The sequence below is a fragment of the Arcanobacterium pinnipediorum genome (assembly GCF_023973165.1).
GTDB classification, from domain to species: domain Bacteria; phylum Actinomycetota; class Actinomycetes; order Actinomycetales; family Actinomycetaceae; genus Arcanobacterium; species Arcanobacterium pinnipediorum.
Genome location: NZ_CP099547.1, coordinates 880,138 through 902,607, shown reverse-complemented (window position 1 = coordinate 902,607; position 22,470 = coordinate 880,138). Strand labels below are relative to the sequence as shown.

At 49.0% G+C, this 22,470-nt stretch carries 22 protein-coding genes and 1 riboswitch; of the genes, 3 read left to right on the top strand and 19 right to left on the bottom strand.

All coding sequences use genetic code 11. The features are described from left to right. Positions 1-8 precede the first annotated feature (8 nt). The 12 genes from NG665_RS03975 to NG665_RS03920 form a co-directional block, all read right to left on the bottom strand. Positions 9-3,656: a phosphoribosylformylglycinamidine synthase gene (locus tag NG665_RS03975; RefSeq protein WP_252673991.1), complete on the bottom strand. Its 3,648-nt coding sequence runs from the start codon at positions 3,654-3,656 to the stop codon at positions 9-11. Next, positions 3,646-4,926, bottom strand: coding sequence for a phosphoribosylamine--glycine ligase (gene purD, locus NG665_RS03970; protein ID WP_252673990.1), 1,281 nt, complete (start codon positions 4,924-4,926; stop codon positions 3,646-3,648). The genes NG665_RS03975 and purD overlap by 11 nt, the downstream gene beginning before the upstream one ends. A 12-nt stretch (positions 4,927-4,938) precedes the next feature. Next, positions 4,939-6,123, bottom strand: coding sequence for a phosphoribosylaminoimidazolecarboxamide formyltransferase (locus NG665_RS03965; protein WP_252673989.1), 1,185 nt, complete (start codon positions 6,121-6,123; stop codon positions 4,939-4,941). Then, on the bottom strand, positions 6,120-6,821 hold the full coding sequence (locus tag NG665_RS03960; RefSeq protein WP_252673988.1) for an IMP cyclohydrolase: 702 nt from the start codon (positions 6,819-6,821) through the stop codon (positions 6,120-6,122). The genes NG665_RS03965 and NG665_RS03960 overlap by 4 nt, the downstream gene beginning before the upstream one ends. Beyond that, entirely contained in the window at positions 6,811-7,434 is a 624-nt protein-coding gene (purN, locus tag NG665_RS03955) for a phosphoribosylglycinamide formyltransferase (RefSeq protein ID WP_252673987.1), read from the bottom strand. Before purN ends, NG665_RS03960 begins: the two co-directional genes overlap by 11 nt. A gap of 8 nt (positions 7,435-7,442) precedes the next feature. Then, positions 7,443-8,486: a phosphoribosylformylglycinamidine cyclo-ligase gene (purM, locus tag NG665_RS03950; RefSeq protein WP_252673986.1), complete on the bottom strand. Its 1,044-nt coding sequence runs from the start codon at positions 8,484-8,486 to the stop codon at positions 7,443-7,445. A 4-nt stretch (positions 8,487-8,490) separates the two neighbouring features. Continuing rightward, positions 8,491-9,915, bottom strand: coding sequence for an amidophosphoribosyltransferase (locus tag NG665_RS03945; RefSeq protein ID WP_252673985.1), 1,425 nt, complete (start codon positions 9,913-9,915; stop codon positions 8,491-8,493). Positions 9,916-9,924: 9 nt separating this feature from the next. Beyond that, a complete protein-coding gene (locus NG665_RS03940) occupies positions 9,925-10,617 on the bottom strand; it encodes a phosphoribosylaminoimidazolesuccinocarboxamide synthase (RefSeq protein WP_252673984.1) in 693 nt (230 codons plus the stop codon). 24 nt (positions 10,618-10,641) lie between these two features. After that, entirely contained in the window at positions 10,642-11,139 is a 498-nt protein-coding gene (gene purE, locus NG665_RS03935; protein ID WP_252673983.1) for a 5-(carboxyamino)imidazole ribonucleotide mutase, read from the bottom strand. Positions 11,140-11,178: 39 nt separating this feature from the next. Then, a riboswitch (ZMP/ZTP riboswitch) is annotated at positions 11,179-11,260 on the bottom strand. Between the two features lie 254 nt (positions 11,261-11,514). Beyond that, complete coding sequence (locus NG665_RS03930; RefSeq protein ID WP_252673982.1) at positions 11,515-12,354, bottom strand: oxidoreductase; 840 nt, start codon at positions 12,352-12,354, stop codon at positions 11,515-11,517. 88 nt (positions 12,355-12,442) lie between these two features. Next, a complete protein-coding gene (locus tag NG665_RS03925; RefSeq protein ID WP_252673981.1) occupies positions 12,443-13,651 on the bottom strand; it encodes a class I SAM-dependent RNA methyltransferase in 1,209 nt (402 codons plus the stop codon). Beyond that, positions 13,632-15,497: an APC family permease gene (locus NG665_RS03920; RefSeq protein WP_252673980.1), complete on the bottom strand. Its 1,866-nt coding sequence runs from the start codon at positions 15,495-15,497 to the stop codon at positions 13,632-13,634. The genes NG665_RS03925 and NG665_RS03920 overlap by 20 nt, the downstream gene beginning before the upstream one ends. A 62-nt stretch (positions 15,498-15,559) precedes the next feature. Here NG665_RS03920 and NG665_RS03915 point away from each other — a divergent pair, with 62 nt between their 5' ends. Further along, positions 15,560-16,213: a potassium channel family protein gene (locus NG665_RS03915; RefSeq protein ID WP_252674082.1), complete on the top strand. Its 654-nt coding sequence runs from the start codon at positions 15,560-15,562 to the stop codon at positions 16,211-16,213. Beyond that, complete coding sequence (locus tag NG665_RS03910; protein WP_252673979.1) at positions 16,210-16,917, top strand: potassium channel family protein; 708 nt, start codon at positions 16,210-16,212, stop codon at positions 16,915-16,917. Before NG665_RS03915 ends, NG665_RS03910 begins: the two co-directional genes overlap by 4 nt. On the opposite strand, the gene NG665_RS03905 is transcribed toward NG665_RS03910, so the two are convergent. The 4 genes from NG665_RS03905 to NG665_RS03890 form a co-directional block, all read right to left on the bottom strand. After that, positions 16,862-17,515, bottom strand: coding sequence for a DUF3159 domain-containing protein (locus tag NG665_RS03905; RefSeq protein ID WP_252673978.1), 654 nt, complete (start codon positions 17,513-17,515; stop codon positions 16,862-16,864). The genes NG665_RS03910 and NG665_RS03905 overlap by 56 nt on opposite strands. Further along, positions 17,505-17,759 (bottom strand): hypothetical protein, encoded by a 255-nt coding sequence (locus NG665_RS03900; protein ID WP_252673977.1) that lies wholly within the window; start codon positions 17,757-17,759, stop codon positions 17,505-17,507. Before NG665_RS03900 ends, NG665_RS03905 begins: the two co-directional genes overlap by 11 nt. Further along, entirely contained in the window at positions 17,760-18,371 is a 612-nt protein-coding gene (locus NG665_RS03895; protein ID WP_252673976.1) for a DUF3710 domain-containing protein, read from the bottom strand. 76 nt (positions 18,372-18,447) lie between these two features. Further along, complete coding sequence (locus tag NG665_RS03890) at positions 18,448-18,747, bottom strand: DUF4193 domain-containing protein (protein ID WP_252673975.1); 300 nt, start codon at positions 18,745-18,747, stop codon at positions 18,448-18,450. Positions 18,748-18,934: 187 nt separating this feature from the next. Here NG665_RS03890 and sepH point away from each other — a divergent pair, with 187 nt between their 5' ends. Next, the gene (gene sepH, locus NG665_RS03885) at positions 18,935-19,984 is read left to right on the top strand and encodes a septation protein SepH (protein WP_252673974.1); all 1,050 of its coding nucleotides are present in this window, start codon (positions 18,935-18,937) and stop codon (positions 19,982-19,984) included. Positions 19,985-20,095: 111 nt separating this feature from the next. Here sepH and NG665_RS03880 read toward each other — a convergent pair whose 3' ends face one another. From NG665_RS03880 to NG665_RS03870, 3 genes are read right to left on the bottom strand one after another with little or no spacing between them, the layout of a single operon-like run. Further along, complete coding sequence (locus NG665_RS03880) at positions 20,096-20,764, bottom strand: thymidine kinase (protein WP_252673973.1); 669 nt, start codon at positions 20,762-20,764, stop codon at positions 20,096-20,098. Next, positions 20,764-21,885, bottom strand: a complete 1,122-nt coding sequence (locus NG665_RS03875) for an alkaline phosphatase family protein (protein WP_252673972.1) — start codon at positions 21,883-21,885, stop codon at positions 20,764-20,766. Before NG665_RS03875 ends, NG665_RS03880 begins: the two co-directional genes overlap by 1 nt. Next, complete coding sequence (locus tag NG665_RS03870; protein ID WP_252673971.1) at positions 21,885-22,442, bottom strand: DUF5998 family protein; 558 nt, start codon at positions 22,440-22,442, stop codon at positions 21,885-21,887. Before NG665_RS03870 ends, NG665_RS03875 begins: the two co-directional genes overlap by 1 nt. Positions 22,443-22,470 lie beyond the last annotated feature (28 nt).

The window sequence follows — 22,470 nt, the reverse complement described above, 5'->3', positions numbered from 1 at the left end:
ACCGCCCGTTAGCTTGTAAAGTATGCCACAGCAGATGCAAAGATCTGCATATCATAATCGCCTGGGACATTGAGGTAACACCCATCAGAGTAACGCTCTGCATGTCCCATCTTGCCAAAGACTCGACCATCGTCAGAAACCAATCCTTCAATCGCCTGTAGCGAATTATTAGGATTGAAAGCAATCTCGTTCGTTGGTTCGCCGTCGAGATTAACGTATTGGGTCGCAATATTGCGCGCATCGACATCGCCCACAATCCGTCCTTCGCCATGCGAAATCGGAACCTGGAAAATATCGCCAGGATTTACGTTACGCAGCCACGGACTGATCGAATTCGATACGCGCACATTGACGATAGATGACTGATGGCGCTTGATCGAATTGTAGGTCAACGTCGGCATATCTGCAGCCGGCTCCATAATCTTGCCGTACGGCAACAAACCAAGCTTAATCAGAGCTTGGAACCCATTACAGATACCGCCGATCAGACCGCCACGTTCGTCTAGCAATTGCGAAATTGCAGCCGAGACCTTTGCATTGCGCATGAAAGAGGTGATGAACTTTGCCGAACCATCTGGCTCATCGCCACCCGAAAAACCACCCGGGATAAAGAGGATGTGGGATGAGCCAAGCTCAGTGGCAAACCGATCGATGCTCTTTTCAATATCTTGCACCGAGAGGTTGTTGATCACCATGACCTCCGGCTCAGCACCTGCCTTCTTCCATGCCGCAGCAGTTTCATATTCACAGTTAGTACCGGGGAATACCGGAATAAGTACCCGTGGGCGAGAAACCGGCTTTCCGGTATAACGCGTAACCTCACCGCTGCCGGTAACTGGGCGCGGAGTGGGATCTTCGATGCCAGACTGAACTGGATAGACAGGTTCAAGTTTCGCCTCATAAATCTGTTGAATCTGAGCTAAATCGATAGTTGTATCCCCGTGCCGTAACACGAATTCATCGGTGATCTGACCTAGATATACACCGTTATCAAGATCGGTTGTTGTTTCACATAAGAATCCACCACGTACCGGAACAAAACTTGCTAACGGGTCAAAGTCTGGCGCAAAGTCTACCCCGCGGCGATTTCCCAGCGACATTTTCACAGCCGCTTCTGATATCGAGCAACCGGTTAGGCTGTAGGCGCTAACAATCTTGCCATCGCGAATATCTTGTGCGACATCGGCAAAGTATCCGCGCGATATCTTTTGTGGTGATACCAGATAAAGTTTGTTACCTGGCGTTTTAAATTCTGGCGAAATAAGCGAATCGACAGATCCGACACTGACGGCAAACGAAACCAAGGTAGGTATGACTTCATACGATTCAAACGTGCCACTCATGGAATCTTTTCCACCGATAGCAGCCATATCCACATCGAGTTGTGCTTGGAAAGCTCCCATCAGGCTTGCCAAGGGCAGTCCCCACTTTTCGCGGTCTTTCTTTAACGATGGGAAATACTCTTGGAAGGACAAATGGACTTGATGCGGATCTGCGCCGGCAGCAATAACTTTTGCCACCGAGTCAATAACCGCATCGTAGGCACCTTGATACGGGTCATATTTACTAACGACGGGGTTAAACCCATAAGCCATAACCGAACAGGTAGTCGTCTGGCCATCTAACACAGGTAACTTGTGTGCCATTGCTTGGATCGGCGTCTTTTGATATTTTCCGCCCAGCGGCATCAAGACAGTATGTGCACCAATGGTGGAATCGAACTGCTGGATCAAACCTTCTTTACTGCAATGGTTAAGATCTCCCATCAGCTCTCGAACACCATCACCCCAGTTAGTTACTCGAGGTTGCGGAACTTCCTTGGCGGGGTGAACAGTTACGTCCATGGACTTTGGCGCACCGTTCGTATCAAGGAACGAGCGCTCTAAACGTACGACTTCTTGGCCCATATACGACATCGTCAGCATCGGCTCTGCAGTAACTTCAGCGACTACCGCCATCGCCACATTTTCTGCATAGCAGTGTTCGCTGAGCACCGCAAGATCCTCAGGCGCAATAACTAACGCCATCCGCTCTTGGGATTCGCTAATCGCAATTTCAGTTGCGTTTAGACCATCATATTTCTTATATACTCGATCAAGATCAATTCGCAGCCCATCAGCTAATTCGCCAATCGCAACCGAAACACCGCCAGCCCCAAAATCATTACATTTCTTGATGATTCGCGTGACGTCAGAATTTCGGAACAGGCGCTGGAGTTTACGTTCTTCAAGAGCATTACCCTTTTGAACCTGTGCCCCATATTCGCTAACCGAATGCACATCGTGTGACCGAGATGATCCAGTTGCTCCGCCGATCCCGTCTCGGCCCGTTGCCCCACCGATCAAAACGATGAGATCGCCCGGCTCAGGAGCAGAACGCTGAATATCAGATTTCTTAACAGCCCCTATCACCGCACCAATTTCGAGGCGTTTAGCTACATAAGAAGGATCATAGAATTCGTCAATAAAAGATGTTGCAAGACCAATCTGGTTGCCATACGAGGAGTATCCATCTGCAGCAACCTTGACAATCTTACGCTGCGGCAACTTACCGGGAAGAGTTTCTTCCATAGTTTGCAACGGATTACCTGCCCCTGTGACACGCATTGCAGCATACACGTAGGCTCTACCAGATAGCGGATCACGAATTGCGCCACCGATACAGGTTGCTGCGCCACCAAAAGGTTCAATTTCGGTTGGATGGTTGTGCGTTTCGTTCTTAAACAACAACAGCCATTGTTCGGTTTGTCCATCAACATCGACGTCGATATTGATCGTACAGGCATTGATTTCATCGCTAATATCGAGTTGGTCGAGCTTACCTTCAGCTCGCAAATGCTTCATCGCCATCGTTGCAATGTTCATCAACGTCACAGGTTTATCTGGATTAATGTCAGCCTTAATAGCCAGATACGATTCATAGGTAGAAGCCACGCGCTCATCGCTAATAGTGACATCGTCAAGTGCCGTATTAAACGTGGTGTGCCGGCAGTGATCTGACCAGTAGGTATCGATGACTTTGAGTTCAGTTTCGGTTGGATTGCGTTTTAGGCCCGCAAAATATTCTTGGACCATCTTCAGATCTGCCAGATCCATTGCCGCATCCGAATCGACTAAATACTGTTGAAGCTGGGAGTGTGAAAACGAAATAAAGTTCTCAACTTCCGGTATGCGTTGCGCCGGAGTAGTGTTCAATGCCAGTGACTGCGGCATGTCCAGTGAAACTTCATGCGAATCGACTGGATTAATGAGATAGGCTTTGATTTTGGCAAGTTCGGCTGGGGTAATATCCCCACTAATAACGTACAGGCAAGCATAGCTTACTCGTGGTTTTTCAACTTGAGCCATCATCTGAATACACACCGCCGCGCTATCAGCACGCTGATCGTATTGTCCAGGCAGGTAGCTAACTGCGAATACCGAATCATTCGGATCTAGTTCAAGCTCAGTGAAATAGTGATCGAGAGGAGGCTGGGCAAAAACATTAGTGATTGCCTGTGTAAATACCTGTGGCGAGACGTTTTCACAGTCATAGCGATTAATAATCCGCACGCTACGCACCGACGTGATATTTAAGAACGTGTGGATATGTTCTACCAAACTATTCGCAGCTGGGTTCTTGTCTGCCTGTGCTTCGACGTAGATTCTAGAGATCATGTTGAGCCTCAATTTCGCGTGCTTTGGTTCCGATATCGGTACGGTAGTGGCTGTGAGCAAAGGAAACCTTGCCCACATGATGGTAGGCGGAGTTGATCGCATCGCCTAAGGTTGCGCCAAAACCCAAGACGTTAAGGACTCGGCCCGAAGAGCTTTCCAGTTCGCCATCCTGGTTGCGTTTTACACCAGCAAAGACCAGGTAGGGTTCGACGTCAGGATCGTAAGAAATAACATTGCCTTTAATTGGATTATCCGGGTAGCCTTCGCATGCCATAACAACGCATGTTGCACAGTTTTCAGAAAACTCCACGTCAACCTCCGCGAGGCGTCCGGCGCTAGTGGCCATGAATATATCGAGTAAGTTAGAGGTCAATAGCGGCAAAACTACTTGGGTTTCCGGATCACCGAATCTCGCATTGTATTCAATAACTGCCAGGCCCTTATCGGTAAGCATCAAACCGAAGTAGAGACAACCGCGAAAATCCAGACCGTCGGCAATCATGCCTTCTAGAGTAGGGTACATAATGGTGCGTTCGAATTCAGACTCAATTTCGCTCGTAAACACCGGATTTGGCGCAATACATCCCATACCACCGGTGTTCGGGCCACGATCTGCATCGAAGATTTTTTTGTGATCCATACTTGACGTCATTGGTTTAATCGTCGTGCCATCACAAAATGCCAAAACAGAAATTTCAGGACCAGTTAAGAACTCTTCGATAATGACCGATGCAGAGTTAGTTCCAAACTTCAAATCCACCATGAAGTTTTGCAGAACTTCTTCTGCCTGAGCCAGATCTGAAACAATTACAACGCCTTTACCTAGTGCGAGGCCGTCTGCTTTAATCACCAATGGGTATGACGCGTTTCGGACATAGTCCCGAGCGCTTTCCACATCGCTAAATTGTGCGTAACCGGCAGTGGGAATTCCATGCTTAACCATGAATTCTTTAGCAAACCGTTTCGAGCCTTCAAGCATTGCACCCGATTGGCGCGGACCAAAGCAAGAAATTCCTGCATCTTCTAACGCATCAACCAAACCTAGTACGAGTGGATCATCTGGAGCAACGACACACAGATCGATATCGTTGCGCACACAAAAATCGACGATGGCCAGAATATCAGTTGCAGCAATTTCCGGATGGATCCGAGCAAAGGTCATGGCATCATTACCTGGAATAACATCAAGGGTGATATCCGGGTTGTCTGCTAAGAGTTTCGTTGCAATGGCATACTCGCGACCGCCACTGCCAATAATACAAACTTTCACATCGAGCCTTTCTCAGTGGTGGAAGAGTCGGATTCCGTTACAGACCATAACAATATTATGGGTGTTGCATTCGTCTATGACCGCATCGTCACGAATCGAGCCTCCTGGTTGGACCACATACGAAACACCACTCTTAACAGCGCGCTTGATGTTATCTGAGAACGGGAAGAAGGCATCAGATGCCAGGCTAACCCCAGAGATAGAACTTAAGAATTCCTTCTTCTCTCCATCGGTTAAAGGTTGAGGCTGACGGGTGAAATACTGTTGCCAAATACCTTCAGCGCAAACATCTTCTTCATTTTGGTTGATGTAACTATCAATAACGTTATCTCGATTAGCGCGTCCTAAATCCTCACGGAATTGCAAATCAAGGACCTTTGGGTGTTGGCGTAAGAACCATGTATCGGCTTTGTCTCCAGCTAGTCGAGTACAGTGAATACGTGACTGCTGCCCGGCACCAACGCCAATAGCTTGCCCTTGATAGGAATAGCACACTGAATTTGATTGCGTGTATTTCAACGTAATCAAGCCGATGAGTAAGTCTTGTTTATTTTCGAGTGACAGTTGCGTATTAGCCGTAACGATATTGTCTAACAGTGACTCATCGATTTTTAAATCATTGCGATGTTGGGTGAATGTTATTCCAAAAACATCCTTGGTTTCGATTTCGCTTGGTTCATAGGACGGGTCAATTTGTAAAACGGTATAGTTCCCGTTGCGTTTACTTTGCAGAATTTTAAGAGCTTCGGGCTCATATCCTGGTGCAATAACCCCATCAGAGACTTCGCGCTTGATACACTGCGCAGTAACAACGTCACAAACATCGCTTAGGGCAACAAAGTCACCAAAGGAGCACATCCGATCAGTTCCCCGTGCTCGAACGTATGCACTGGCAAGTGGAGAATCGTCTAAACCTGCAATATCTTCAACGAACGATATCTTTTTTAACACTTCTGGCAGTCGCCGACCGATTGCTGCCGAGGTTGGCGAGACGTGTTTGAACGACGTCGCTGCCGGTAGCCCGGTAGCCTCTTTCAGCTCGCGCACAAGCTGCCAACCGTTGAGCGCATCGAGCAAATTGATGTATCCAGCTTTTCCGTTGAGCACTGTCAGTGGTAACTGATTTGGTTCATCGATTGAAATGCGTGCCGGTTTTTGATGCGGATTATTGCCATATTTAAGTTCTAGCTGATTCATCGCACTTCCTCATGCTTATTAAACAGTGACATATTAACAATCTCATGGGTGTTGAGATCGAGAGTGGCTTCTAGCAAGGAAACCTTATAGTTAGGGTTGATCGCATCCCATATTTTCTTACCCAGTTCATCTTCGTAAGTCACATCAACAGGTTCACCGCTAAAGCTAGGTGTCGGCGAGCCATCTTCACGGTAGGTATGAATACAATGACCACGTCCAGCTAGATAAGGATAGTTGAAATCGAAGTGGAGCGAAGAGTGCCCGGTTTCATCTGCTGCCTTGATAATGTTCAGTGAATACCCCTCAGGCTGGGCTATCAAAGAGATACGAGGAGTAAAGTTTGGTGCATCTGGTTCACACTCGCGTTCTTGGAGTGCCTCTGTAGGGAGCAAACCAGCTGTAAGTCCTTGATAGATGGTCTCAGTCTGGTCACCGTTAGTAAAAACGTGCGTGGATCCAAAGTATCGGTAAATTGGATAAATAATTAAACTCGGATCTTCAACTTTTGACTCATCGAAAGCTTGGGTACGTACAACGTCACCGTCGTCGACGAAAATTCTATTTTGGCTATTGGCGCTACGCCCCATAATGAAATAGATGATCGTGGCAGTGCGAGCGTCGGGCGATACTGCAAGTACTAGCGTTCGGCCAGGATATGACTTACTTCCAAGATAAGAGACAATGGAGTTAGCTGTCATGATGGTTACCTACAATTTCTTTAGATAGTTGGTCGATGACACGTGGATAAATAACGTGTTCGACTTGGGTAAGGACACGTTGTTGTAGATCTTGTGGACTATCGGTGGGCAAAACTCGTACTGTTTGCTGTTCGAGAATCTCGCCACCATCACATACCTCGTTGACGTAATGGACAGTAGCGCCAGAAACTTTCACTCCAGCGGCCAAGGCAGCCTCGTGGACCTTCAATCCATAGAAGCCCTCCCCAGCAAACGCAGGGATAAGTGAGGGATGAATATTGATGATGCGCCGTCGATAGCGATGGACGAATCCCTCACTGAGAATGGACATGTATCCAGCTAGCACGATCAGGTCAATGCGATGGTCGTCGATAACAGCGCTTAAGGCATTATCAAAGTCATCGCGTGATGAAAAATCACGAGAGCGAACAACTGCAGTTGGGATGCCAGCTAGGCGTGCACGTTCTAAACCATATGCTGTGTTGTTGCTACTAATAACTAGAGCTACGTGTCCGTGAGTTAGAATGCCATCTGCCTGGGCATCTAAAATAGCTTGAAGATTACTACCGTTACCCGATACCAAGACTGCAATACGTGCTTTTACCTTTTCCACTGTTTTCCTCAAAGCAGCTCAACGAGTGTTTCCGAGCGCACAACGCGCCCCAGGACGTAAGCGTGTTCCCCGTGTTCGGTCAAGGTATCGAGTACCTGATCAACGTCATCGGGGCTCACAATGCACGTCATGCCAACTCCCATATTGAATGTGTTGAACATATCTCGATCACTAATCGCACCGGTTTGTTGGATAAGAGAAAAAATGGGCAGTACTTCAACATCGCTACGTTTAATAACAACCCCATATCCAGCTGGCAGACTACGTGGAATGTTTTCATAGAAACCACCGCCAGTGATGTGAGCTAAGGATTTAACTAAATTCTTCTTGAGTAGCTCGGTTACTGGCTTGACGTAGATTTTTGTTGGAGTCAATAAGACATCGCCGAGGCGTTGTCCATCGAGAGCCGCATAGGTTTGTTCTAAAACATTGACGTCGTTGATGTTGAAGATCTTTCGAACCAGCGAAAAACCGTTAGAATGTACACCTGAACTAGCTATCGCAATAACAACATCGCCTTCACGGACATCGTTTTTATCTAAGAGCGCGCTTTGATCAACTATGCCGTTACAAAATCCGGCGAGATCGTATTCATCTTCTGGATAGAAACCAGGCATTTCGGCTGTTTCACCGCCAACGAGCGGAATTCCGGCTTGGAGACAACCGTCGGTGATGCCCTTGACGATCTGCTCAATTTTGGTGGGAATGTTCTTACCACATGCGATGTAGTCGAGGAAGTTAATCGGGACTGCGCCTACGCACAAGACGTCATTGACGCACATAGCTACGCAATCAACACCTACCGTATCGTGGCGATCTAGTAAAAAGGCAAGCTTGAGTTTTGTGCCAACTCCGTCAGTTGCTGAAACTAAGAGAGGTTGGCTCATACCAGAAACATTAAGCGGCAACAATCCGCCAAATCCTAGATGGTCAAAGCTGTTGCGCTCACCCATCGTGTTCTTAATATGTTTTTGGATTCGTGCTACAACCTCGTAACCAGCTTCAATATTAACTCCGGCTTCTTTGTAGCTCTGTGACTGTGAATCACGCATAGCTTTACTCTCTTCCACTCCAACAATAGGTACATAAACTTTGTGGATTAAGTCCAATAGCTTGAATGATTCCTTCAAGAGATTGGAATTCGATACTGTCAAAATTGAACTGCTGGGCTAACTCAGAACGCAATCGCTTTCCGCGCTCCGTATGCTGATCAGCATATTCTTCGATATGCTCAAGTCCTTCTGGGCCTTCAAGTTGGAGAATGATACGCCGGGTAATCAAGTCGTTTTCACTGGTACTGACCGAGAAGTTCAAAAACTTACATGTGTACATCATGGGCGGGCATGCAGATCGCATGTGCACCTCATGCGCGCCATTTTCTTTAAGAAACTCTACCGTCTCCCGAAGCTGAGTTCCGCGAACAATGGAATCATCGACGAATAAGATATTTTTCCCATTAATCAGTTGCTTGATCGGCACCTGTTTCATCTTCGCAATTTCATTGCGAGAGCCTTCTAAATGCGGCAGAAAACTACGTGCCCACGTCGGAGTGTACTTGATATAGCACCGCGCAAATTTAACATTCGACTCAAATGCGTAACCCATGGCATGTGGTGTGCCAGAATCTGGCACACCACATACGTAGTCCAGCCGCTCAAAGAGTGAAGGATCGGTTTCATTTTGTGCCAGAATCTCACCATTACGGTTTCGCATAATCTCAACATTAACGTTTTCATAGGTTGAGGTTGGATAGCCATAGTAGTTCCACAAGAATGAACAAATCTTCATCTCTTTTTGCGCTGGCCGCAACTGCTCAATACCATCTGGTCTGATCTTGACAACTTCAGCTGGACCGAGCTCCGAGACGTACCGATATCCAAGTTTTTCGAACGAAAATGATTCGAAACTCACTGCATAGCCGTCGTCGTCGCGACCAATGATCATAGGTAACCGACCAAGTTTGTCGCGCCCGATAATCAACGAACCATCATCAAGCAAAATCGCAAGATTACACGATCCTTCAATTTTGCTTTGCACATAGGCAATACCGTCTTCAAATGAATCTTTTAAACTTATCAGCGCTGAAATAATTTCAGTTGGGTTGATTCGCCCTCGGCTATGGGCATTAAACAAAACACCCTTTTCAGCAAGCAATTCTTGGATAAGTTCTTCGCTATTGGTAATAGCGCCAACGAAACAAATTGCGTACGTGCCAAGATGCGATGAAATAATCAGCGGAGAGGGCGCGTCATCGGCAATACATCCGATACCCGATTGCCCACGTGAGCTTTGCAGAAAGGTCGCAAACCGTGAACGGAATGAATCTCGTTGGATATTGTGAATCTCGCGTTGAAAACCTAGCTGCGAATCACACACCACCAAGCCAGCACGATAGTTTCCTAAGTGGCTGTGGTAGTCCGTACCGAAGAAGACATCTTCTTGAACATCCCTAGCTGACGTGAGAGCAAACAGACCGCCCATGTATGTTCCTTACTTAGCAGCAAAGAATAGTTTGTTAAGTTCTAACGGCTCGATGTACGTGCCATCTTTATAAACACGCATATTCCCCGAAGCAATTTCATCAATAAGGATAACGTTGCCGTCTTTGTCGTAGCCGAACTCAAATTTAATATCATAAAGGTCTAGGCCACGCTCACTCATTTGCTCAGCAACAACGCGGGTAATCTCCTGGGTCATGTCCTTAACGGCATCATATTGTTCGCCCGTCATAACACCGAGTACTTCTAGCGCGTCTTTAGTCACGAGCGGATCACCCTTGGCGTCATTCTTAAACGTCATTTCCACATAGGCTGGCAGATCTGCGCCAAGTTCAACGTACTCAGAATAGCGCCGATGGAAACTTCCAACCGCCTTGTAGCGGCAGATAACTTCAAGACCTTGACCGAAGGTAGTGGCAGGAATAACCTCCATCGTGGTGTCATCGAAATTAGTGGAAACGAAATGAGTCTTAATACCTTTTTCTTGCAAAATTTCAAAGAAAAGGGTGGTCATCTTCAAATTGATAGCGCCAACACCATCGATAGTTAAGCCCACTGTGTTCTCACCGGGATCAAAAACGCCGTCTTTTCCGGTGACGTCATCTTTAAACTTAAGTTCATAGTTGCCGTTCTCGAGAGCGAAAACGTCCTTTGTCTTGCCAGAATATACCAGTTTCTTATCCATCGAAAATCCTTCGCGGTTGTATTTTTACTTAACTGAATAGGTCGCGGAAATTGTCTTATTTTTAGCCAAAACAGCACGAGAATCAGCTTCACGTTGCTCTCGTAGTGTTTCGGAAATCTGTTCGTCATTAACAGCGAGAATCTGGCAGGCTAGAATTGCAGCATTCTTCGCACCGTCAATAGCAACTGTCGCTACTGGAATCCCTGGTGGCATTTGAACCGTAGCCAACAACGCATCCATACCATCAAGATTTTTCGAGGTACACGGAATCCCGATAACTGGCAATAAGGTATTCGCTGCCAAAACACCAGCAAGATGAGCAGCCATTCCAGCCGCTGCAATAATAACTCCATACCCGTTATCTTTAGCTGAACGGGCAAAATCTAAGGCTTCATCGGGAGTACGATGAGCCGAAAATACATTGACCGTAAAATCGACTTTTGATTGTTGCAGGTAGTGAATTGCTTTTTCAATCACCGGCAGATCGCTGTCACTTCCCATGACAATGCCAATCTTTTTCACTTATCCTCCACAAACGAAAATTGGGTACATTCCACGACTGAAATGTACCCAGACGGACGATACTCAAAACCTTGGCTCCACGTTGTTAATTCAACTTAAACCGCCAGTCACCAAGGCTGTTTTGGTAATTTCACTCTAACAGCGAAGATCAACTATCGTCCAACTCGACAACACAATATCTCATTATATGAATCTTAAAATCTCAAAAAAATTTCACTATTTAAGACCTATCGGTCGCAAAGCGCATCGTTCGCAGGCAAAACTAGATCTGAAGAAACAACGTAAGCGCCATCTTCTCCCCCATCCAGCACACATCCCCCAGCACACAAGTGTGCCCGAATCTAAACCGATCCGGGCACACAAGGTAAGCAACGCTTAGCGCGTCATCCCCATAGCGCGCCGGGCGAAATAATCGAAAATTGCAGTGGGCAACACAGCTTTCGCACATAATAACGGCTTGGCGCCGCTAACTGCATACCGAATTTTTGGCTTGGCGCTATCGATTGCATTTACGATTGCTGCCGCGGTTGGCTCTGGACCATCAGCGTGGTCATAGCTTGTGGCAAAGGCATCTTTAAACGCTGCAACTTTACCCAAGTAAACGCTCGAATGCTCAACCTTATCCATAACTTCCAATGCGCGATCAAGAAACTCGGTGCGCACTGGGCCAGGCTCGATAATAGAGACCTGGATACCAAAGTCACGAACTTCATTGCGGAGGGAATCACTTAGCGCTTCTACCGCATGCTTTGACGCCGAATACCAACCTCCCATGGGGAAGGCAATCTTGCCAACAACCGAAGCTACATTAACAATGCGCCCCTGCCCGGCAGATCGCATATACGGCAAAACAGCTTTTGTGACGCGCATGAGTCCAAAAACGTTAACCTGAAATTGGCGCTGGGCCTCAGCTAACGTCACATCCTCTAACATGCCAAAGCCACCATAGCCGGCGTTATTGACCAGACCATAGATGCTACCTTCGGCCTGGATAATTCGCTCAATTCCAGCCGAGACATCTTCTTCAGACGTAACATCCATTTTGAGCAATTTCGCACCCAGCTGCTCGACTTTCGCCATTCGCTCAAGCCGGCGAGCTGCCGCATAAACGACATACCCTTCTTCGAGTAATTTCGCCACAGCTACTTCACCAAAACCAGAACTTCCGCCGGTTACAAGCACCACTTTACGTGCCATCTTCAGCCACCCTTTCATTGCGTTTCCTCTAGTCTACGCGCCAGGGAGCTTAGGCTAAGTAGGTTATGCCTTCAACGTAACTAACCAAGCGAGCAACTGAACCTGGTCACGACAGTTCGGTGACCACTTCAAGATGATGAGTGTGGGGGAAAATATCAAAACCACTCATTGATTCCACTGTGCGTCCAGCTTTAACCATCGCACCAATATCACGAGCAGCGGAGGCTGGATCACATGAAACAACTACAATAGAACGCGCTTGGCTGCGTGCAATTTGGTCCGCAAGTTCAACCCCCAAACCTTGGCGGGGCGGATCAGCAACGACCACATCAGCTTTCACGGACGGCAAGTGATTTCTGATCTGCTCAACCTTTGCCGTAGCCCACTTCATGTCACTGAGATTCTTCACCGCATCAGCCACCGCACGTGAAGAACCTTCCACACCTAGAAGACTGCCCTTGGGGCCAGTTGCCTGCGCCAGCGGAACGGAGAAAAGACCAGAGCCTGAAAAAAGTTCTAGCACCGAATCGCCCGTGCGCACCTGAGCCCGGGCAACAACTTCACGTTGCAGTACCCCAGGGGCGCGGAAATGCACTTGCCAAAAACCATCCGCAGCAACGTGATAATCATACAATGCATCGTTTGTACTAACAGTTTCGATGATCTCGTTGACCGTACGGACTCTAGGAGCACTGTAGGCTTTGCCATCGCAAATAGCGATATTCTCACCAGTTGATGGCGCAACGAACCGCACTCGTTTCCCAGGTTGGAACGTTGAATCCCAATCGAGGTCAAAAATCATCGATTCTAGATCAGGAACAACTAACGGAAGCTCACTGATCGCAACGATCTCATGTGAGTGTTCGCGGTGCATTCCAAACCCGTGCGCAAGCTTAACAAGATCGGCTCGCGTGCGAGTATGCCATCCATCGGTTGCCTCAACTGCACCCACCACCGGTGATATTCCACGACTTGCCAAATGCTCGCTGAGCTCGTTGCCACCGATTCGCCGCAACGCTGAACTAAGTACCATCGTTTTTAATTCACGCTGATAATCGAGCTGGACGTGGGAAAAATCCGCTGCTCCAGTAACCTGGGCTGCACCGTGGGCCCACGTAACTTCAGTTCGGTGCGGACTTGGAACGACGACGTCGCTGACCACGCCACGAGCCCACTTGGTACGTTCTTTGACCACATCGACGTCGACCGTTTCGCCGGGCAACGCACCGCGCACGAAAACAACTCGGTTGCCGTCTCGCCCCACTCCTAGTCCACCGTGTGCAATATCGGTGATATCAATCCTGAGTGTAGCCATCTTCAGCTGCTCCTCCGTAGTTTTCTTCATAACTATCGTCGACGTTCCATGTTGAAACATCAATGCGATATGGTACTTCAGTAACCATAACACCCGGCTCAAGTTTTAACTCTGCAATGATCTTCGGTGTCGAGTGGCGAATATAGAACCTATCCCACCAGCCAGTTTCTAAAACTTGAGGGATAAAGACTGCGATAACGTCATGCGGATGGAACTTGCGTAACGCACGCACATGTTCAATAAACGGACCTCGCACTGCACCGCGCGGAGTACCTAAGACAGTCAGCGGCACTGGTATGCGTGAGGCATTCCACTGATCACGAGTCTGTTTCGTCAAAGCCGAATCAACATCAAGTAAAACTGCAGACAATGATGACAACCGCGTTGCGCGCGCCCATGCAATTGCTTTGAGTGCCGGCTGGTCGCAACGTTCAATCAAGACAAGTCCATGCACGCGTGTTGGAAGCCGGCGCGCGACATTGTCATTGTCAATAGCCAAGGCATCAACACGCCGGGTTTGCCCACGCCGATATGTCCATAGGAAAATCCCTGGAACGATCAACAACAGGATCGATGACAGACTCCATTGCGGATGGATCCAGGAAATAACAGCCAAGGAAGCGAGGATAACGAGGCCGTAGCCGATAAAGACCCACTGCAACATTTGCGCCTGCGACCGTTGCTCGGCGTGGGTCGAATCGTTGAGAATCGATCGCGACCGGTAGATCATGGCAACAGATATCACTAACATGATCGCGTAAAGAATAAAAATAGTTACTGTTGCCAGCGCCCGCGTTGAATCTAAAACAGCAGTCGCCGCTGTTGCCAATAAGCCAATGACGAGCACAATCATTTTCCGCGGGCGCACCGCATCACGAGCAGCTAGGCGGCGTGGCAAGAGAGAATCCACGGCAAGATCTCGAATCAAGCGCGGTAATTGCCGATAAGAGACATAACTTGCGGTTATCCCAACGATGCTGACTAGGATTGCCATGGCTATGGTTCCGGGATAGCCAAATAATGCAGTTGCAATCGGGATAGCTGGTACAGATAAGCGCCGCCCAGGCAAATACAACACCACAGCGAAATACAGTGTTAGCGCAATAAGGAAGAATGCAGGCACGAATGCACGCAATTGATCTCGAAGATCTACCCGCCGGTTTTCTGCCGGCACCATAATCCGCTCCGATATAATCACCAGGATTCCGGCCGGATACAGTGCGCCTAAGGTGCTATCGATTCGTGGGAAATATGGGCTGATGAGCGGAGCAGAGGCAAAGGCCTCACTGCGCGCTTGATTGATCGCTTCGAAATCGAAGCGGCCAAAGGCTTCTTGAAGTAAGCCGGCTCCTAACACCACAATAAGGCCTGCCAAACCAAAATACGTCAACCACCGCATGACCGTCACCGGAGTTTGGAGCCGAGCGTAGAGACTTGGGATGGCTAATAATCCAATAACAACAGGTGGAAGCCACACTGACCATGGCCCTTGCCCAATCATCGCCACTACCCCGATGTTGAGCAGATCAACCCCCATCATGATCAACACTGCATAGGCAAGTATCTTCGCAGCCGCAACGAGGATTCCGGCCCAGCCACCAATATAGGTGTGGGCTATTTGATGCAATGCCCGCCGCGGAACTGCTTGAGTGAGCAAGCGAAGAGCATACAAAGTCATCGCGAAACCCACTAAGCCTAGCGAATATGCGAGAGAAATCTCTGCTGCCGTGATTGCAGGCGAAGCAGACCGTAGAATAAGCATAGGAGTCGTCAAGACTGTTAAGCCGATCAACGTGATCGTTCCAGTCTGAGCGATAGCTAAAGAACTCGTGTTACTGTGTTTCATCACAAACTAGGTTACGCGTAAAAGCAAAGTAAGGTGGCATTCTCGTCGTGCATTTTGTCATTATGGGCTGTGGCCGAGTCGGATCGACTCTGGCTGTTAGTCTTGAAAAGCGTGGACATTCAGTATCTATTATCGATTCCAATTCTGATTCATTTAGGCGTTTACCGCCAGATTTTGATGGACAGCAAGTCACTGGTATCGGCTTTGATCGCGACGCATTGCGGCAAGCTGGCATTGAGGATGCGCACGGATTTGCAGCCGTTTCTTCGGGTGATAATTCTAATATTATCGCCGCACGAGTAGTTCGCGATACCTTTGGCGTCAAAAATGTGGTGGCACGTATCTACGATTCTGAACGCGCCGGTATTTTTAATCGGTTAGGAATTGATACCGTCACCCCGGTAACGTGGAGCGCAGACCAAATCATGCGTGAACTTATTGCCCACGGCCCTCACGTTGAACATACAGATTCGCGATATGGCGTCACTTTGATCTGGGTTGATATTGACGAGTCCTGGTATGGCATGGAAGTTTCTGATATTCAACGCATCACCGATTCTCGGGTTGCTTATATCGGACGCAATGGTGAGGCGTTGTTCCCCCAACCCACCACTGTGTTGCAAGATGGTGATGATCTGTGGCTCTTGGTGGCCCAACAACGTACCCATACCGTGCAACGAATTATGAATCATGAAGTCCAGGAGGAGCATCGATGAAAGTGTTAATCGGTGGTGCTGGTTCAGTTGGCCGGTCTATCGCCCGCGAGCTTGCTGGGCGTGGCCACAATATTTATATTGTGGATCGTTCCCCGCAGGCAATGCGTGTGGCAAGTGTTCCGGCAGCTGACTGGATTTTAGGAGATGCCTGCGAACTTGACACCCTAAGCCATGTAGGCATGGATGATACCGATATCGTCGTTGCAGCCACAGGAGATGACAAAGCCAATCTTGTACTATCTTTGTTGGCTAAAACTGAGTTCGGTATTCCGCGAGTTATTGCACGAGTCAATAACCCGGCAAATGAATGGTTATTCGATGAGTCATGGGGTGTAGATGTAGCTGTCTCTACCCCACGCATTATGACCAATTTGATCGAAGACGCAGTTGGGGATGGAACGTTTGCTCGCAAACTTGACTTTATCGAAACTCAAGCATCAATGTATCAGGGGCAAGTTGCCCAGCAAGCTCCGATCGTTGGAACACTGGTTGGCGATCTCGTCTTGCCCCCCGATTATATTCTCACGGCAGTTTTGCGCGACGGGATTGCGTTGGCTGCCGACGAAGATTTAACGATCGACGTCGGTGATCAACTGGTGATTATCGGTAACCTAGGTACCGATCACACGCTACCGGAGCTCAACGCACTTATTGCGACGCAGAATCATCGTGAACCACAATCGGATCCAAGCCACGTATCATAAGCCAGGATAACCACGCTACGAGCGCAAATAATGGGATGCCCATCCCGAGTTTGGCTATGCCAAGCGCGTTGGTGGCACCTGCAAAATACAGTGGTAATTGCACTGCGGCACGAGCCAGAAAGAGTCCGGCCCACAGCCAGGTGACGATATAGTAGCGGCGCATCGTCGGCTTATGGTTACGCCAGGTGGTACCTTCGGAACGAAGTGCGCCGATGAGAATGCCCAGTGCCGGCCATCGAACAAGGATTGATATCAGTAGCCCAGCTAGATATGCCACATTAACGATTAATCCCCATACGAAAAAGTCGGCTGCTTGTCCGGTACGCCATGCCATTACGGCTGAAATCACTACCGCCCCTAATCCACCTATGGCCGGTGATGGATCTATCCGTGATATGAGACGACCTAGGATAGCTACCACTGCAGTTACAATGGATACCGCAGCGGCTAGATCTATTTTGTGCACCAGCGCAAAGATCACTAGGAAAACCAGTGTTGGAATCACCGACTCACAGATACCGCGAATCCCGCCGATGGCCTGCATGGCATCGAACTTATCGGCAGTGATAGCTGATAGTGACGTTTTCTTAGAGGTCATGTCCCCTCACAATGGTGTAGATCGGATTATAGATACACGGCACTCCGCCTCGCGTTACTACTGCGCCTTGGACTTTGAGGAGCTGGCCGATGTCGATACAGTTAAGCGTACGACGCGATTGGAACACTAGTTGAAGTGCGGCACCAGAAACATCGATTGTTACTGTTACTTCCGGGCGTTGATCAAAGCCCGGATAGGTCAGCGCCGTGACGCTTCCAGTGACGCTTAAAACTCGCTGGTTCACCTACTCCTCACGATCTCGGTTTGTGCGCGGCACACGTAGCTCGAGCAGTTCGCGCGGCGGATAGGGAGTATTTCCGCGAACAACAACCACTTGATGAGCGATGTCTAGGAGCTGGCTGGCTTTGACATCATCAGATCCTGCGCGGCCATAGAGGGTGATTCGGAGTAACCACCGCGGTCCATCAACTCCAAGGAAACGGTGTGGCATGAGATGTTCGGATTGTGCTACCGGAACTTGAGCGTGGAGTTCTTTGCCGAATACACCATCGACTTCGCTCGATGAACCACCTTGTTGGGCGATAGAGGTGATCATATCGCGCCGCACATCGTCCCATAGTCCAGATGAGCGTGGAGCAGCAAAAACTTGGAGTTGCATCGCTGAATCGTCGATGACGTAGACGACGCCGAAGACGTTCTTTTCTTGTTGGTCTACCGAGAATTGAATTTTTGCTTCGGGGATATAGGGAATCCACAAGGCACCCGCATCAAGCAGATCGCCTTGTTCGGGGTGATCGGCATAATCAAAAGGTCCGGTTAATGACGTGGATTTATCGAGATCGTCTGTAGAATCTACATCCATCGATTCCTTAGCTTTTCGAGAAAACCAGCCCATTACTTAAACTCCTTGGCCTAACAGTGTGATAAGAAAAAACCCGCCGAGGATCTCGGCGAGTTCATTCTATCAGGGCTTAGGAAGCACACTCAGTACACACTGGCAATCCGTCTTTTTCGTATGCCAGTTGCGATATGTGGTGCACTAAGAAACAGTTTGAACAAGTGAACTCATCGTCTTGTGGTGGAACCACTGCAACAGATAGTTCTACATTAGATAGGTCAGCACCTGGGAGCTCAAAACCTTCCGCAGCTTCAGTTTCGTCTTCATCTACTGAATTTGATTGATGATCTGAGCGGCGCGCACCTAATTGCTCAAGCGAATCTTCTTTAAGTTCTTCGTCTTGCTTACGAGGAGCGTCGTAATCAGTTGCCATGAATAGTTTGTCCTTACGTGTAATCGCGCGTTCTGTCCCCCATGTTGTACCACTTCTTAGAGATTTTCACAAGAGGAAACCGGGTAAAATTTTTTCTCCATCAACAACGGGTTTACGAACACACCGTCGCTTGTCTGCCATAACACGGTCAAAGAATGGCAATCTTATATCTGTATGAGGAGGACGCATGATCGAGCTTGAACTGTTGGGAATACTTCCTGATGGCAACCAACTGTCCCTAAACGACGCAGAAGGAAATCGCTATATTCTGCCAATTACTGACTCTTTGCGAGCTGCACTGCGCAAAGATACCTCCGATAAGCCCCCTGCAGAGCACGAGCCCAAACCAATTTCTCCACGAGAAATACAAGCACACATTCGTGCGGGTATGACGATTGCCGAGGTCAGTGAGCTATCGACTCTCCCCGCATCACAAGTATCAACTTTTGCTCATCCGATTTTCGCCGAACGTGAATATACTGCACAGCGGGCAAAGAATTTTCGCCAAGGGGCAGATATCGGTAGCATGACTATCGAAGAGCTCGTCGTTTCTCGCCTCATTCCTCGCGGCGTCTTAGCAACAGACATCACCTGGGATGCCACACGTACTGCTGGTGATCCGTGGGTGCTCTCTGCGCGCTACACCATCGCCGGGCAGGAACATCATGCGTCGTGGATTATCAATACGCGTAGCCAGTCCGTAGAAGCAACCAATGATGAAGCGTTATGGCTTACCGAAACGCAAATACCTGCACCTACCTCGCCGTGGCGTCCGCTCAACACTCCGCGCATCGATGATGCTGGTAACCCTTCGTCTGCCGCTAGCTCAGAGCCCGAGGTTGCTACCTCAAAGCCAAAACTAACCGCCCTAGATGCCCAACCTGCATCTGCTGGTACCCCTTCAATTGACGACATGTTAGCCTCATTGGATTCCCAGCGTGGCAAGAACCGGAAGATGCCAGGCGAAGATTTCTTTGACGGTGCCCACCGTGCAGTTTCAGATACTGATTCAACTCACGATGCTACTATTTTGGAACTCCCCCAACGCTCTAGCACCGCAAAACCGCACGATAACTCTGATTCACCGGCCACTGCCCCAACAGCAGATTCGGCTGATTCTAACGAGTTGCCGCTAGGGCGCAAAGCACTCGAACGCACCCAAAGTCCTAAGCGTAGGCGCAACCGTCCAGCTATGCCTTCGTGGGATGAAATCGTCTTTGGTTCTCCCAAAGAGTGAGTGAGCTCCCTGGGCTTCATAGCTTGGTGCCCAAACACCTCAATATGCCCAGCAGTTTTCTACCTGCATTTCCGCAACAACGTACAGCGGTACCGTACTCACCGAGTGCCGTTAGTCTTTAGCGGACTCAACGCGGTTGGCATCGAGAGGTAATGTAGCCGGGGAAATCTCTGCTGCGTGTGCGCTAGCTGCAGTCATTGCCCGCATATGGTGATAGCGGCACAGTACCTCATAGGAAACCACCTGATCGTCTTTGGTATCACCGATCACCACTTGTTCGCCTTCAGTAACCATAATGCCGTCGATCGTGCGCGCATTATGGGTTGCTCGTTTTCCACACCAGCACAGTGCTTCAACTTGTAGGCGTTCAACGCGATCAGCTAATTCCAGCATTCGAGCCGAACCGGGAAATAGCTGGGTGAGAAAATCAGTAGTGATTCCAAAACCCCACACACTGATGTGTATCTCATCAACTATTCGTGCCAGCTGATCGACTTGCTCACGCGAGTAAAACTGGATTTCATCACAAATGATGAAATCTACGCGCTGTCCGCCTTGGCGAGCTTGGACAACAACATTCCAAAAATCTGTCGTTGGAGTGACCTCAATCGCGTCTGTAACTAGACCTAGGCGTGAGGAGAGTTTACCCGCACCCGCCCGGTCATTCATGGCAAAGATTATTCCTGCTAAACCGCGCTGCTGATAGTTATATGCAGTTTGCAAGGCCAAGGTTGACTTGCCACAATCCATCGTCCCAGAAAAGAATACGAGTTCAGCCATTAGATAACCTCCACGATGAGCGGGATAGACATTTCAATCTCCGTTAAGGAACCATGAACTCCGATAAGTCCAATCGCTGAACTCGACTGTACCCGCGAATCGACATAAACGTAACCCTCACGCGCGAAAACCAGCACATCTCCCATCGTCTGCCGGGTAAAGTGCGATGTGTGACCCAACATACCAGAATCGATGAGCTCGCTTTGGGTCATCACCCAGGCTTTATCTTGGGTGTAGTCACGCCAGCGTTGGGCTACGGCTTGCGGATCAGAAGTATATAAGTGAACTGCTCGCGGTTCACCTGCAACGACGTCGACGTCTTGAGCTAACGCAGGTATTTGAGCAATATCGATGCGTTGATCTACATCGATCATGCCATGATCGGCTGTGATAACCAGCAAAGTTCCCTGTGGGAGCATTCGCCGAAGTAGAGCTATCCCGGCGTCGAAAATTTCAAGCTGTCCGATCCACGCCTCTGAGCACCAGCCATGTTTGTGCCCGGCTGCATCAATCTCACCCCAGTACAGATATGCACAGCGTGCGTCCTTGGACAAGGCACGTACTGCTAACTGAACTCGCTCTTCAAGGGATTGGCCATACAACGCCCGCGCACCGCGCAACGCTGCATAGGACAGTCCCGATCCGTGAAATTTCTTCGGCTGAATCGTCACCGCCAAATCTAACTGATCACCGAGCTGAGAAAATAATGTGGGCTGGGTCTGCCACTTCGCTACATCGACTGCGCTATCTGGCCATTTAATCAACGAAAAACTGCGATCTGTATGCGGAACGCGCAAGGAATACCCCGTCATCGCCGTCATACCAGGGAGCAAACCGGTGCCGAACGAAGTTATGGCCGCCGCCGTCGTCGAAGGCACAACACTCGTAATCGGTTCTCCGATACCCATGGCACGCAACGCCGGTGCATGGCCCAAGCGGTCAGCAAGATTATAGAAACCTAAGCCATCGACAAGGACGACGCACACTCGCTGGGCGCGAGGCAGACCGAGAATATCTCGAGCTTGGCGATCTTCGCGTAGCCCAACTGCATCTAAGGCTGCCGGTAGCACGTGGTCTAATCTAGCCTGACCAGGGATTGTTGCTGCGTTGAGGTAGTCCATTAGCGCTGTCCTAGAATTTTAACCAGAGCCATGATGAAATCGACTCCGTGAGGAAAATATGTGCCGTCGTGGCGTTCTTCAACAACGAGCTGGAAATCTTCGTTGCTCACCACTCCAACGTATCCGTGGTCATTAGTGCATGCCGGATCCTCGCAGGCTGCTGGTTGGAGATCTTGTGAAAAAGATGATCCCCAGCGCAGGCGCAGCACAACTGAATTGAGGCCACCGGCGTGTTCACCGTCGAGATCGCGGCGTTTGATCAGTTGGTACTCTTTTATAGAATTAAGGTCTATTCCTTGGATGGTTGTCACCAGTTCGCCTAAAGGGCTCATTTCGTAGCTGGTGTCGGTGTAGAGCAATACCAGACGCTTGGCGGTGACGAGAAAAATGACGATGCGTTCATAGACCGAATCGGCGTCGAAAATTGTTTCGGGCCGAATGTAGAAAGTTCGCACATCTTCATCGTTTAGGGCGAGCAGGATATCGTCAACAATAAATGACCCCTGTGGCGCCAATGCGTGCAGAGCCTCAATAAATTCTGTGCGTCGATTAGTCATCACTCTTATTGTCCCACTCTCAGTGGCT

What these genes read in the sequence shown, in the direction of transcription:
- NG665_RS03975 (WP_252673991.1), bottom strand. Translation starts at nt 3,656, where the DNA reads ATGATCTCTAGAATCTACGTCGAAGCACAGGCAGACAAGAACCCAGCT.
- NG665_RS03895 (WP_252673976.1), bottom strand. Translation starts at nt 18,371, where the DNA reads ATGGGCTGGTTTTCTCGAAAAGCTAAGGAATCGATGGATGTAGATTCT.
- NG665_RS03960 (WP_252673988.1), bottom strand. Translation starts at nt 6,821, where the DNA reads ATGACAGCTAACTCCATTGTCTCTTATCTTGGAAGTAAGTCATATCCT.
- NG665_RS03920 (WP_252673980.1), bottom strand. Translation starts at nt 15,497, where the DNA reads ATGAAACACAGTAACACGAGTTCTTTAGCTATCGCTCAGACTGGAACG.
- NG665_RS03945 (WP_252673985.1), bottom strand. Translation starts at nt 9,915, where the DNA reads ATGGGCGGTCTGTTTGCTCTCACGTCAGCTAGGGATGTTCAAGAAGAT.
- NG665_RS03910 (WP_252673979.1), top strand. Translation starts at nt 16,210, where the DNA reads ATGAAAGTGTTAATCGGTGGTGCTGGTTCAGTTGGCCGGTCTATCGCC.
- purM (WP_252673986.1), bottom strand. Translation starts at nt 8,486, where the DNA reads ATGCGTGATTCACAGTCACAGAGCTACAAAGAAGCCGGAGTTAATATT.
- NG665_RS03905 (WP_252673978.1), bottom strand. Translation starts at nt 17,515, where the DNA reads ATGACCTCTAAGAAAACGTCACTATCAGCTATCACTGCCGATAAGTTC.
- sepH (WP_252673974.1), top strand. Translation starts at nt 18,935, where the DNA reads ATGATCGAGCTTGAACTGTTGGGAATACTTCCTGATGGCAACCAACTG.
- NG665_RS03925 (WP_252673981.1), bottom strand. Translation starts at nt 13,651, where the DNA reads ATGGCTACACTCAGGATTGATATCACCGATATTGCACACGGTGGACTA.
- NG665_RS03870 (WP_252673971.1), bottom strand. Translation starts at nt 22,442, where the DNA reads ATGACTAATCGACGCACAGAATTTATTGAGGCTCTGCACGCATTGGCG.
- NG665_RS03890 (WP_252673975.1), bottom strand. Translation starts at nt 18,747, where the DNA reads ATGGCAACTGATTACGACGCTCCTCGTAAGCAAGACGAAGAACTTAAA.
- NG665_RS03965 (WP_252673989.1), bottom strand. Translation starts at nt 6,123, where the DNA reads ATGAATCAGCTAGAACTTAAATATGGCAATAATCCGCATCAAAAACCG.
- NG665_RS03915 (WP_252674082.1), top strand. Translation starts at nt 15,560, where the DNA reads ATGGGCTGTGGCCGAGTCGGATCGACTCTGGCTGTTAGTCTTGAAAAG.
- NG665_RS03930 (WP_252673982.1), bottom strand. Translation starts at nt 12,354, where the DNA reads ATGAAAGGGTGGCTGAAGATGGCACGTAAAGTGGTGCTTGTAACCGGC.
- NG665_RS03940 (WP_252673984.1), bottom strand. Translation starts at nt 10,617, where the DNA reads ATGGATAAGAAACTGGTATATTCTGGCAAGACAAAGGACGTTTTCGCT.
- NG665_RS03880 (WP_252673973.1), bottom strand. Translation starts at nt 20,764, where the DNA reads ATGGCTGAACTCGTATTCTTTTCTGGGACGATGGATTGTGGCAAGTCA.
- NG665_RS03875 (WP_252673972.1), bottom strand. Translation starts at nt 21,885, where the DNA reads ATGGACTACCTCAACGCAGCAACAATCCCTGGTCAGGCTAGATTAGAC.